This is a genomic window from Lactobacillus sp., assembly GCF_014803895.1.
In genome coordinates this window covers 1-13,783 of the sequence record NZ_JAAVAU010000010.1, presented here as the reverse complement: position 1 = coordinate 13,783, position 13,783 = coordinate 1, and the positions used below count along the sequence as shown (strand labels likewise).

Below are 13,783 nucleotides of genomic sequence, written 5' to 3'. Positions count from 1 at the left end.
AAAACCATAATAGTAGACCTTATTAATAGCCTTGTAATCAATATTTATGGATTATTTTTTCTGTTTACGTGAAAATGATAAACCTAAACTACCTAATAGTATAGTAATTGCGCCCATGAGGCTTAACCATATGCTTGAACGTGTACCTATTTGTGGTAATGTATTCGTCTTTGAATCTTGTTTAACATATATAGATGAATTTTTGGAGAAGTTATAATTAGTAGTATGTGTTGATTTAGTTGTATGCTCAACTGAAATCGGCAGATCATTATTTGATTTAACAGATACTTCAGCTTTAGCTCCAGTCGTATTCTCAGTTACAGCATGTTTATCTTGCGTTGTTGGAATATAGACTGTTGTACCAGTATGTTTAGATGGATCATCTTGGGTTGATGACATATCAGAAGCAGTGCCGGTAGGTTTAGATAAATGATCTTGGATTGATGGACTATTGGATGCAGTATCAGTATGTTCGGAATTACTCTGGGTTGGTGGCATAGTAGATACAGTACCAGTATATTCTGGTAGATCATCTTGAACTAATGGAATACCAGAAGCGGTGCCGGTATATTCTGGTAGATCATCTTGAACTAATGGAATACCAGAAGCAGTGCCGGTATATTCCGGCAAATCATCTTGAACTAACGGCATACTAGAAACAATGCCAGTATATTCTGGTAGATCATCTTGAACTAACGGCATACCCGAAGCAGTACCAGTGTATTCGGGTAAATCATCTTGAACTAATGGCGTACCAGAAGCGGTGCCCGTATATTCTGGCAAATCATCTTGAACTAATGGGATACCCGAAGCAGTTTCAGTATATTCTGGTAGATCATCTTGAACTAACGGCATACCCGAAGCAGTGCCGGTATATTCTGGCAGATCATCTTGGATTAATGGAATACCTGAAACGGTGCCGGTATATTCTGGCAAATCGTCCTGAACTAATGGAATCCCAGAAGCAGTGCCGGTATATTCTGGTAGTTCATCCTGAACTAATGGAATCCCAGAAGCGGTACCTGTATATTCCGGCAGATCATCTTGAACTAATGGGATACCAGAAGCAGTGTCGGTATATTCCGGTAAATCATCTTGGATTAATGGGATTCCCGAAGCAGTTCCAGTATATTCTGGCAGATCATCTTGAACTAACGGGATACCCGAAGCAGTGCCCGTATATTCTGGCAAATCATCTTGAACTAATGGGATTCCCGAAGCAGTGTCGGTATATTCCGGTAAATCATCTTGGATTAATGGGATTCCCGAAGCGGTGCCAGTATATTCTGGCAGATCATCTTGAACTAACGGGATACCCGAAGCAGTTCCAGTATATTCTGGCAGATCATCTTGAATTAATGGAATCCCAGAAGCAGTGCCAGTATATTCTGGTAGATCATCTTGAACTAATGGGATTCCCGAAGCGGTGCCAGTATATTCTGGTAGTTCATCTTGAACTAACGGGATACCCGAAGCAGTGCCGGTATATTCTGGTAGTTCATCTTGAACTAACGGGATACCCGAAGCAGTACCGGTATATTCTGGTAGTTCATCCTGAATTAATGGAGTACTAATATCACTTGAAGTAGGTACTTGAGTATCATCATAATTTTGAATCTTAGGGTTAATTAAAATAATATCATGAGTTTTACCATCATTAGTTGTTGGCAAATCTTTTGAAACAAGTACATAACCTTGATTTTCAAAATTATTAAGTTGTTTTTTATAATCAATAGGTGTGTTTAATGCACCATATAATTTATCTGTTGCTAACGGCTTATTTGTTTCATAATCAACATAGTTAATTACTGTTTCAACCGAATTGTTATTTGCATTAGGTGCATCTTCAAAGTTTGTATCTTCTTTCGGCTTAATTACCGTAATAGCGATTTTATTAGTTTCATCTGTTAACTGATCAGGTAGTTCACTTGAGACTAATATGTAATTATCTGGAATCATTAAATCATTATTTGTAATTTTTTGACCAACTTTTCCTGTATATGTTTGTGACGCAATTGCTTTACCGGTTTCATAATCAAGATAATCAATGTTGACTGTCACTTTTTTATCAACATTAAACTTAGCATTAGTTAATGCTATGGGATCAGTCAAATCAGTATCAGAATCAATTGATACTATATAGTCATCGCCGACTTTTGCCTGTTCATCTGCAATAACCTTATCAATATAATTAGTTTTAATATAGTTAGCAACATCTTTCTTATCCGCAGCATCAATACTATAAATAACAGGAATAGTGGTGGTATCACCATTAGAAAATGTGATAGTATTTTTCAAATTTTTATAATAATCATTATCATATACGCTACTATCTTGCGGATTTATTACAAATACCGAATTTCCAGTCTCCCAAGGATCAATATTCATTTCAGTAAATGAAGAAGAAAGGCCATCTTGTAGACCTTGATCCCAACGTACACGCCATTGACTTACGTTAATGTACTGTGTCGAGTACATTACATTCCAAATATCGATTGGTTTATCATCGTTAATACCTCGTAATTCCCAATTCGTTAAACCATCCGCATCTTTTAAGTCAATGTAATCAAACATACGTCTGATATTTGCATTATTAGGCATACGCCAATTACCTAAAGATGAAACATCGGTGATAGATGTAGCTTCGAACATTGATTCACTGTCTTCAACATTAGTCATATCCCATTTGGCTAACGCACTAATATCTCGTAAATTCTTATCATCCAAAAAAAGAAAAGATACATTGGTTACATTACTCATGTTCAAATCTTGCAACCCATCAGTGTTACTGATAGCCAAATCTTCCAACATTCCCTGCATATCGGTAACTACTGATGTATCTAATGCATTCAAATCAATTTGCTGGATATTAGTTTCATAATTTGGTCTATGAATATAATGCTCATCATCAGTTGATTCATTATCAATTACTTGATAATCAGGTGCAAAAGTAAATGACCAATCTGAGCCAGTGGCTTCTATAGTGCTATTATCGGTCTTACTGATTGCAATAGTTTGAGTAGCCTTCGTTATATCAGTATTGTGAACAAGGTCACTCATTGTTTTACTACTAATCTTAGCGGTAGCACCTTCGTTTAATTTACCTGCTTTGATTAAATCAGCAGAATTAGGAATGATAATATGAATTTTATCTGCACCAGTATAGCCCGTAATTTCCGCATCATTTAATGTCCAGTCGTCAACGTTTAACTTTCCCCAGATAGCGGGGTCATATCCACCATTATCAGAAAATTCTGCTGTATTAGTGTTATGTTCTAGATTACTTGAAGCTTCACTGTTGCTAGCATAGCTTTCATTTGCGGCTGTCGTATTACTATCACTTGCTGAACTAGGTGTATTTATAGTATTACTTGACTCAGAATTGTTTGCAGCATTAGAAGATGTAGCCGAAATTGAATTTGCATAAGTATTCGTAGACGATGAGTCAGAGTTATTTGTATTAATATCAGCTGAAGATGACGTTGAACTATTACTTGAACCATAATTACTATTATCTATCGCTAGTAGCTGATGATGCAATTATTTCAGTACTTGGCTTGTTAGAGGCGCTATCTGTATATCCTCCCGTATTATCTAATGTAGAAACAGTTTGCGTATCATTAGTTGCTGCGTTAACGGGTTGGGCAGTAGTCACAATAAAAAATGAACCTAAGCTGACACTTACTAGTCCAATAACTTTTTTACGTAATGAAAAACGATCTGTTTTCTTTTTTTGCATTTATATTTGTTACTCCTTAACTATAATGTTGCAGTTTGATCATCGTTGTTATCCAAGGCTTAAATGTTATTTAGGTGAATGCTGTTTATAACCATACCACTTAAGGCGTTACTCTTAATCATGTAGCTGTAACTGAACCTAAATACTTCTTTTTCAAAGCAAATGTTAATTTTAACAGTCATTACTTTACTCTTTCAAATAACATTCATCTATAAATCTGCCAACTTGAAATAATACATATGTTATATATTGATGATAAAAAGAAGACAGAGTTCTCTCTATCTTCTTTACTGTGTATTAGTTAAATATTATTTTTTGATGCTTAACTTACTTGCTGGAATCCAATTATTAGTCCAAGTAATCTTATAGTAAGTCTTACCCTTAATAGTACGTTTTTCATTAAAGTGATATTGCTTAGATGGCTTAATAACTTTTCCATTAGATTTACCATTTATATCAACTGCCTTAATAGATTTCTTGCCCTTAAGTACAGCCTTGATTTTAACTGATTGAGTCTTGAGCTTAGTATTAGCTACTTTAACAAATTGATTTTTACCAACTTGATAATACTTCTTACCTTTAATAGTAACCACTTTAGCATTCAAAGGTTTAATAGTTTTACCACGTCTAATAAACTTAATATTAACCTTACCTTTAACTACTTTACCATTCTTATCGTAAACAAATGCATTGTGAGTTAACTTGATAGTAGTAACTTTTGAAGTTTTTGTGCTTGTTGCAGTTGTTTTAGTTGAGGTAGTTTCAGGTTCTTTAGTCTTATCTGCTGAAGTATTAGTATCTTTGTTAGATAACTGTTCTTTATTGTTTGAATCATTTGAGATTAGATCAACGATAGGGACTTGAATATCTACAGTATCTTGACTATTTTCGGCTTTGTTGATAATATCCTCAAGTTTGGAATTGGCATCATCTAACTTAGTTTGAGCATTTACTACTGCAGTATCTGCTTTTTCTTTATCTCCCTTTAATTCAGCTACTTTTTTAGTTTGTTGATCTAAACTAGTTTGAGCTCCATTTAACTCTTGTTGAGCAGATTCTAAAGATTCGCTAGCTTTTGCTAAAGCTGAAGGCGCATTTTTTAATTCATTAACCTTTTGTTGAGCGTCAATAACCTTAACTTGTGCTTCTTTCATTTTGGCGTCAGCATTATTAAGCTTGTTTTCGGAATTAACTAATTCTTGTTGAGCATTTTCAAGGGCAACTTTAGTTTGCTCATTTTCTATACCTGCCTCTTGTTTTGCCCTTTGTAATTCATTTACTTCTTGACGCTGTTGATCTAAGTTAGCCTGTGTTTCGTTTAACTCTTGTTGAGCGTTTTCTAAAGAATTATTAGCTTCTGCTAAAGCTGACTCTGCATTCTTTAACTCAGCTACTTTTTGTTGAGCTGCTGTAAGCTCTTTTTGAGCATTATTTACTTTCTCCTTAGCATCATTTACCGTGTCTTGTAAAGTAGTTAAGTCGTTTTGAGCGTTTGTCAGAGCAGTAGCAGCCTTCGCTTTATCATCTTCTGCTTTAGATAAGTCACTTTCTGCTTGAGATTCCTCAGTTAAATCCTTTGTCAGATTTTCTTTAGTATCTGAGTTATCAATAATAGTTTCTAGGTTACTTAGTTTATTTAAAATATTTTGATTATTTGTAAGTTCGTTTGTAGCTTCTTCAAGCTTAGATTGTGCAGTATCTAACTTAGTTTGGGCATTTGTGACCGTCTTGTCTGCTTCATCTTTTTTCTGTTTTAAGTCAGCTAATTTTTTATTTTCTTGATCCAATTTAGATTGTTCCGTCTGCAACTCTTGTTTAGCTTTTTCTAAAGCTTCATTAGCTTTTGCTGAAGTTGAAGGCGCGTTCGTTAAATCAGTAACTTTTTGTTGAGCTGTTGTCAGATCTTTTTTAGCATTATTTACTTTCTCTTTAGCATCATTTACCGTGTCTCGTAAAGTAGTTAAATCGTTTTGAGCGGTTGTCAGAGCAGTAGCAGCCTTCGCTTTATCATCTTCCGCTTTAGATAAGTCAGCTTCTGCTTGAGATTGTTTAGCTTTTGCCTTAGCTAAATTATCTGCTAATGTTTTCTGATCGTTAGTAAGATTATCATATTTTGATTGAGCATTAGTTTGAAGTTGGGTATCTTGTGATAGACGATTGTTAATAGTCTCAACAGTCTTATTAATCTCTTTTAATTTGTTATCGGCTGTATCCAAGTCTGCGGACAACTCCTCAAACTTACTTTCAGCGGAAGTTGCAGCAGCTTTTTTAGTATCATAGTCTTGTTTATCCTTCTCTAACTCTGATTGGTTAACAGGATTTTTTGTATCAGCAATTTCCTGACTCAATTTTTCTTTTTGATCTTTATAAGAAACCACTGGTGTCAAATCAACTTTTTTATTATCCAGATAGTCAACTACTGATTTAGTAATATTGATAAAGTGAACTTGAGAACTAGTAATTTGGTTATAGCTGGAACCATCAAATGTAACTGGAGTACTTCCTAAATTGCCAACTGCTACACCTACTAATTGGTCTCCTCCATCTGCAAACTCACTACTAGAGATTCCTACCACACCTCTTGCATGCGCTAATTCCATTTCTGACTTTTCAGGACTTACATTTCCTTCCCTAGTTGGTAAAATTAAATCTACTAGACCTTTATATATAGTTTGTTTAAGACTGTTTAACGTCACAGGTTCTGGAGAAAATGCCTCTGAGCTACTTTCCCAGTGTTCACTCTCTGCCATATCTTCATATGGCTGATTTATTCCATCATTATCTGTAGGTAAATCATACTCAGAGGCGACTTTATTAATCATTGCTGAGTCATGCCAACCGCCCGTCCATTTTCCGTTTTTGTAATCTTCTGCGTAGCCCTTTAAGATATCTTGAGTAAATTGAATACTTCCCTTGGTTACTTCAGCATCGCTCCAACCAAATTGATTTCTTACCTTAGATATTAAATCAGCACTAAAGAGATTTAAATTCTCTATATCACTTTCAGAAAGATTATTTACATCGACCTCTTTATTATCAGCATCAGAATTACTGTCTTGATAGGCATTCTTTTCTGCATCTGCAGCTAAAAAGTCAAGATCATCTTGAGTTAATCCACCATTGATATAATCTGTATATGCCTTTTTGTATTTTTCGACATCTGAAATTACAATAGTATTTTTAGTTTCTTCTTCTAGGTCTTTTAATTGATTTTCTTTACTTTGGATAGTATTTTGATATTTATCATCCTTATCCTTCAGTTTACTATAATTAGTTTCAGCATCTTTTGCTTTTGCGTTAGCAGTATCGCGCTCTTTTTCTGCTGCATCTTTTGCACTTTTAGCTTTATCATATACAGCTTGTTGATCAGTTTGATCTTTTTGAGCTTTACTTAAGTCGTCATTATCTTGTTGAACTGCCTTATTTGCATCGTCCAACGCTGTCTTAGCTTCACTAATACCTGTTCCATCTACTGCTTTTTGAGCTTCAGAAACTGCTTTATCTGCATCACTTTTAGCAGTAGTCGCTGTATCAACGTCAGCTTGGGCTTTATTTACTGCTTCTGATTTTGTAGTAATATCCTTATTTTTATTAGTCAGGTCCTGTTCGGCTTTTTTCTCATTATCATTCGCTTCATCCAAAGCTTTTTGTGCTGTATCAACAGCATCATTAGCTGCTTTTACCTTACTTGGATCCTTAGCTTCACTTAATAAACTTGCCGCTGAATCAGCTTTAGTTTGAGCATCTTCAAGAGCATTTGACTTAGTATTAACCTCTGTTTGGACTGTGCTTACTGCTTCACTTTGCATGTTGTAGTTATTATTTGCAACTGTTAAGTTATCCTGAGCACTCTTTAGATTATTAGTTGCCTCATCTACACTTGTTTGTGCTTTTTCTTTAGTCTTTTGAGCATTATCTACATTAGTTTGCGCAATTTCTTTCGGAGTTTGAGACTTCGCAACAGTTTGATTAGTTGTAGTATCTGCCTTTACAGTATGATTATTTAAGTTAGTAGTTGCGAGAATAGTAGTTGCCAACGCAGCTGTAGTTAAACTGGTAATTTTTAATTTTTTCATTTCTTTTCCTTCTCCTGAATTATCTATTATTTGTGACCTTAATTACTTTACTCTTTCAAATAACATTTATCTCGAAATCTGCCAACTTGAAATAAATTATAGTTATTTAATAAAGCTTTACACATTCAGTAATTGATTAAATTCTCTTGTTAAATTTCCTAAAGAAACTTGGACTCTAATTTGTTCAACTTCCTGTAAGTTTTGTTCACGTTCTGCCAATAGATAACGACCTACTATTTTTTGTAGAAAAATATCTTTACTTGGCTCTAAATCTACCAACACTTTTAAAGCCTTATCTTGTAAAGATTTATCTCTTTGGCATCCCTTATTTAATAAAAATGCTATCAAGACATCCGCAAATAATTTTTTAGTGATATGGGACATCTCAACCTTCTCTAACTTAAGGATTACAGGCTTAACAATCGATGAAAAATTTTCTTCTTGATATAATCTTAAAACTACTAGTAAACACCATAAGAAATTATCGTTCCAAGTTTGAAAATTAAAGAGAAGTTTTTTCACTTTATTATTTTTAGCAATTTTTTCTCCTGATAAATCTTTAAGCATAGCTGTAGTTAAGATATCTAATAATTTGCTATTGATCTCTTTATTTTCATAAACTTTCTCTAAATTGACTGAATCTTTATTGAAAAAATAATATAAAGCATTAGCTTGATATTGTCTTATTGTGCCTGTTACCGTGGAATATTCATTGAGAAAAGCAGTTATCGATATATTATTAATTTTCAAAATTTCTTCTAAGCATTCTGTAAAAATTCCTGTTCCCTTTTTCTCAATTCTTGATATTGATGATGAACTTAGTACATTACAACCTATATCTGATTGAGATAGTCCCAAATTTGTTCTAAGCTTATAAAATTTTTCATAAATTTCCATTAGTTATTATCCCTTCTAAATTTATAATTTAGGTAAATCTTTTAATACGTCTCCACAACCAGCAATTTTTACTAGTTCCCTTATTTGTTCAATCTTTAAACTATCTTCATCAATTAATCCCCGATAGTATTGAGCAATTAATTTATCAACTGCCAGTAGTGGATATGGAGGGAATTGTTCAATCAATTTAATTATTTGCTGGGCTTCATCAATGAATCCTTTTTCATAAAAAATCTTAAGATAACTAATGGCTATTTGAGCTAATTTTCTTACTTCCAAAGCTTTATTTTCTGGTATATCTTTTTGATTTAATTGCACAACTACATTTTTAAATTGATCATAGTTGATAGAAATATTGCCTAAATCAGATTTTTCATTAGTAATATTCTCATTGAAGAAATCTTCCAAATGAATACCATTTTTATTAAGAATCGCCAATAAATCCACAATATTTATTTTTCTAGTTCCTCTTTCTACCCTTGAATAAAAAGATTCACTTACTATTCCTTGGCTCATCTCTTCCTGTGTTAATCCTAAAAATAGTCTGAACTTCTTTAAACGTTCCCCAATTGACATTTATTTCATCCCTTCTGCACTTTTTATGATAGTGATTTATCAAAAAAAGTCAGAAAATCTTCTATATCGAAAATTTTTTGTGCATAATGGCAATTTATATAAAAACAGATTATAAATATAAACTAGATTATTTAATTTTTTAATATTAAATAACGATTGCATAATAAAAACGCACCTCTTTAAAAGAGATGCGTTTTATAATTATTTTTTAGTTTACTTTATAAGTTTTATCTTGATTGTTCATTCTTTGTTCAAGGTTATAGACTTTTCTTTCTAGAGTTGAAATTCGCTGAATCATTGCTACATTAGTAGTGATTTCATTGTTATTTTCTTCAATAGAGTAATTACCACTCGGAATAGACTTAGTAGGCTGATATGTCTTCACATCATCGTCTTCCCTGTCTACTGTTTTACTTATATTACTTTGATTTTTCTTAGCTTGATTTAGCTGATTTGTTAAATCAGTAATTTGGTTTTGTAAATCAGTGACAATCTTTTCATAATTTTCGTAATCAGAAATTATTTGATCTAAGTAAGCGTCAACTTCTTCTTGATCATAGCCTTTCATTTTAGCTCTAAATTGCTTTTTTAGTATATTTTCAGGTGTTAATTTAATATCTTCTAAACTCGCCATTATTTCCAGCTCCTTTATAGTATATTTTAGCAAAAAAATATGTCGCATTAAAACGATATCAGTACCTGTTTACAAACTTTTTGCAATTATTTTAAAAGTTATTTTCACTAGCTTCTAAATATTCTTGGGCCGAATCTTGTAAGTCATAAAAATCTATTAATTGAAGTTCAAAGGACTTATCTTTTTGGCTGTTTTTGATAAAGTCATAATCGTAGTGTGGTTTCCCAGGATGCTCTGTATCATATACAAAAAGAGCTTGATCAGTATGGTTAAACATAAATTGCTGGTAATTTTTTAGTTGTTGGGGATTTTGGTATGGTTGATTAGAAACCGCTGCATAAAAATCAACTTCTTCTTTTAATTCTTGATAATGTAATTGATTTTTTTCATTCCATCGTTGAGAAAAATTAGTATACGGCGTAATCATTGCAATTCTTAAGTCATAATCAGCTGCTAGTTCTGCTCCTGCTTCGATTGCCCATTGTTCAACGCCTAAATTAGCACCCGTAATTATCCAATCAAGTTGATTGTTATCAAGTAAAGTTTTAAGTTGTTTTTTTAAGGCATACTTGATCACTTCAATCCGCTTATCATTGTCATTAAAAATGTTTAACTCATAACTGCGATAACCACTTACCCATAAACGTTGCATCAACATTACCTTCTCTTCATCTTTTTCATTATTATAGCTTAATTTGATATAATGCTAACAGGAGTGAATGCAATGGTCAAATATCCAACGGGGACTCTGACAAATTATAATAAAGATCAGACTACCCTCTTTAAACCTAAAAAAAATCGTCATCGTAAAGATGTTATCTTTTCTGATCGTGGAATGAACTTAGAGCAACAAATTAATGAATCTAATAAGTTCTATTTATTAGAGGATTTAGCCGTTGTCCATAAAAAGCCTACTCCCGTTCAGATTGTTAAAGTTGATTATCCCAAAAGATCTCGTGCAGTAATAAAAGAAGCTTACTTTAGACAAGCTTCTACTACTGACTATAATGGAGTATATAAGGGTTTCTACCTTGATTTCGAAGCTAAGGAGACCAAAAATAAAACGTCTTTTCCATTAAAAAACTTTCACGAGCACCAGATAATCCACTTAAGTCGTTGCCTTAACCAAAAAGGCATTTGTTTTACAATTATTCGTTTTGTGACACTTGATCGCTATTTTGTAACTCCAGCAAGTTTTGTTATTAAGGCTTGGAAAACTCCAAATAAGAGTTCAATGACATTGGGTGAATTAGAAAAAAACTCAATTGAAATTAAAGTTGGTTTCCGCCCAACTCTACCTTATTTGGAAGCTGTAGATCAATTTATATTAGATAGGAATTAGGTATTATGGTAAATAATAATAAAGAAGATTCTTTAAATAATAATCCTGAAACCTCACGTATGGCAAGTCTGCATCCTAATGAGAAAAAACATAAAAAGAAAATTTGGAAACAAATTATCAAATGGGCTTTTATTGCAGTCTTATTAGTCATCGTTTCTGGTGTAGGTGTGTTTGCATATTATGCTAAAGATGCGCCAAGTATTTCTCAAACTCAATTGCAAAGTGGTGGAACCAGTAGTTTATATACAACTGATGGTAAATTTTTATTATCACTTGGATCGGAAAAACGTACTTACGTTAAAAACAGTGCAATTCCAAAACAGTTAAAAAATGCTGTTGTTTCAGTAGAAGATCGCCGTTTTTATAAAGAAGGCCTGGGTCTTGATCCAATTCGTATTATGACGTCAGTTTTACTTAATGCTAAAAGTAAAGGCGTAGCTGCGGGGGGATCAACAATCACCCAACAATTAGTTAAGTTATCAGTCTTTTCTACAGATGCTTCGCAACGAACGTTAAAAAGAAAGGCACAAGAAGCGTGGCTTTCTATGAAGGTAGAACGAGAATTTAGCAAAAATCAGATTTTAGAGTTCTATATCAATAAAGTCTATATGAACTATGGAATTTATGGTATGGGGACTGCTGCTAATTTTTACTATGGTAAAAGCTTAAAGCAACTTGATTTAGCCCAACTTGCCCTTCTTGCCGGAATGCCAAATGCTCCTGTTACATATGATCCATATGTTTACCCCGCAAAGGCAAAATATCGGCGAAACGTTGTTTTAAAATCAATGTATAAAAATAAAAAGATTACCAAGGCTCAATATAAAAAAGCAATCAATGAGCCAATTACTAAAGGCTTACAACCTAAGAAATCTACTGTAGATTCAACGTTAAGAAAAATTGATGATCCATATATTAAAGAGGTAATTGCAGAAGTTAAAAGTAAAGGATTTAATCCTTACAATGATAATTTGAAAATTACTGTTAATATTAATCAAGCTGCTCAAAACAAGCTTTATGAATTAGTAAATAATGGCGAAGTTCCTTTTACTAATGATCAAATGCAAGTCGGAGCAACTGTAGTTAACCCTCAAAATGGACATGTAATTGCTATTATTGGTGGTAGAAAACTTCCGTCCGTTCAATTGGGACTTAATCGAGCCGTCCAAACAAGTAGGTCAACAGGATCAACTATCAAGCCTGTTTTAGACTATGGACCGGCTATTGAATATCTTAACTGGCCTACTTCATATCAATTAAGCGATACGAAATACATTTATCCTGGTACTAATATTCAACTATATGACTGGGATAATACTTATAAGGGTAAAATGAGTATGAGAGAAGCTTTGGTACAGTCGAGAAATGTTCCCGCTGTTAGAGCTCTCTCTAAAGTAGGTGTAAGTAAAGCTTCCCTCTTCGCTCGGAAAATGGGAGTTAACGTCCCATCTGATTCTGGATTATCGGTTGCTATCGGGGCAGATGCTTCATCCTTGCAGATGGCTGGTGCCTTTGGAGCTTTTGCTAATAATGGTGTCTACCATAAGCCACAATTTGTATCTAAAATAGAAACCCCGGATGGCATTACTAGAAAATATGATAGTTCTGGTACTCGTGTAATGAAAGAATCTACAGCATACATGATAACCGATATGTTGAAGGGTGTCTTTACAAGTGGTACTGGTAAGAGTGCTAAAGTTGATGGACTATATGAAGCAGGTAAAACTGGTACGGTTAAGTATTCCGATGAAGATTTGGTAAAATATCCACAATATGCTAACTCTCCAAAAGATGCTTGGTTTGTTGGATATACTAAGCTCTTCTCTATCGGAATTTGGACAGGATATGACAATTTGAAAGATGGTACCCCATCAGGTGTTGGTGAGACATCGGCTCAAATTCTTTATAAAAAGATGATGAAGTATTTGATGCAAGATCAAAAAAATGAAGATTGGCAACAACCTAGTTCGGTGGTTAAACGTAAAATAGTTAATGGTACTGAAGACGAAGTAGCTACTTCAAATGCAAGTAATGCTACTTGGCAATTATTTGTAAAAGGTCATGCTCCTTCTGATCCTGAATCAGCTGTTACTACTACAAGGAAAAATGAAGATGACGATGATGCTGAAGTAACTACTCAAAATGACGATGATACTAGCGCAGCTGGTAATAATGATGACGATGATAAAACTTCATCTGAATCAAGTCACGAAAGTAGTAAGTCAAGTGATGATGACAATGATGAAGAGTCTAGTAGTTCGTCTAGCTCTGAAGAACATCATGAAGCACAATCAAGTAGTCAACAACAAAGTTCTACTACTCATAGCAGTACTGAGGAAAATAAACAAAGTTCAACTGACAATAATACTCACTCGTCTCAAACTACTACAACTGATGACGATAATGATTAAGTAAAAAAATGAGTCTGGGAAAAAACTAGCTTCCTAGACTAAAAAATAAGAGCAAGAATTCTATTTTTAGAAATCTTGCTCTATTTTTGTGTCTTCTTTTTGTTAAAA

The 13,783-nt window shown here is 33.5% G+C and carries 9 protein-coding genes; 2 read left to right on the top strand and 7 right to left on the bottom strand.

Going from position 1 to position 13,783, the window contains the following annotated elements; translation table 11 throughout:
- Positions 1-51: 51 nt before the first annotated feature.
- The 7 genes from HDR40_RS03605 to HDR40_RS03575 all read right to left on the bottom strand — a co-directional run bounded on the left by HDR40_RS03605 (position 52) and on the right by HDR40_RS03575 (position 10,574).
- Entirely contained in the window at positions 52-3,540 is a 3,489-nt protein-coding gene (locus tag HDR40_RS03605; protein ID WP_290626593.1) for an SIALI-17 repeat-containing surface protein, read from the bottom strand.
- Complete coding sequence (locus HDR40_RS03600; protein WP_290626591.1) at positions 3,512-3,739, bottom strand: YSIRK-type signal peptide-containing protein; 228 nt, start codon at positions 3,737-3,739, stop codon at positions 3,512-3,514. The genes HDR40_RS03605 and HDR40_RS03600 overlap by 29 nt, the downstream gene beginning before the upstream one ends.
- 308 nt (positions 3,740-4,047) lie before the next feature.
- A complete protein-coding gene (locus HDR40_RS03595) occupies positions 4,048-7,815 on the bottom strand; it encodes an SEC10/PgrA surface exclusion domain-containing protein (RefSeq protein WP_290626589.1) in 3,768 nt (1,255 codons plus the stop codon).
- A gap of 117 nt (positions 7,816-7,932) precedes the next feature.
- Positions 7,933-8,712, bottom strand: a complete 780-nt coding sequence (locus tag HDR40_RS03590) for a hypothetical protein (protein ID WP_290626587.1) — start codon at positions 8,710-8,712, stop codon at positions 7,933-7,935.
- 21 nt (positions 8,713-8,733) lie between these two features.
- Positions 8,734-9,288, bottom strand: a complete 555-nt coding sequence (locus HDR40_RS03585) for a helix-turn-helix transcriptional regulator (RefSeq protein ID WP_290626585.1) — start codon at positions 9,286-9,288, stop codon at positions 8,734-8,736.
- Positions 9,289-9,496: 208 nt separating this feature from the next.
- Positions 9,497-9,922 carry a DivIVA domain-containing protein gene (locus HDR40_RS03580; protein ID WP_290626584.1) on the bottom strand — a complete coding sequence of 142 codons (426 nt, stop codon included), beginning with the start codon at positions 9,920-9,922 and terminating at the stop codon, positions 9,497-9,499.
- A gap of 91 nt (positions 9,923-10,013) precedes the next feature.
- A complete protein-coding gene (locus tag HDR40_RS03575) occupies positions 10,014-10,574 on the bottom strand; it encodes a DUF1273 domain-containing protein (RefSeq protein WP_290626582.1) in 561 nt (186 codons plus the stop codon).
- 72 nt (positions 10,575-10,646) lie between these two features.
- On the opposite strand from HDR40_RS03575, the gene recU reads away from it, so the two are divergent.
- Entirely contained in the window at positions 10,647-11,264 is a 618-nt protein-coding gene (gene recU, locus HDR40_RS03570) for a Holliday junction resolvase RecU (protein WP_290626580.1), read from the top strand.
- 5 nt (positions 11,265-11,269) lie between these two features.
- Entirely contained in the window at positions 11,270-13,675 is a 2,406-nt protein-coding gene (locus HDR40_RS03565; protein ID WP_290626578.1) for a PBP1A family penicillin-binding protein, read from the top strand.
- Positions 13,676-13,783: the final 108 nt, after the last annotated feature.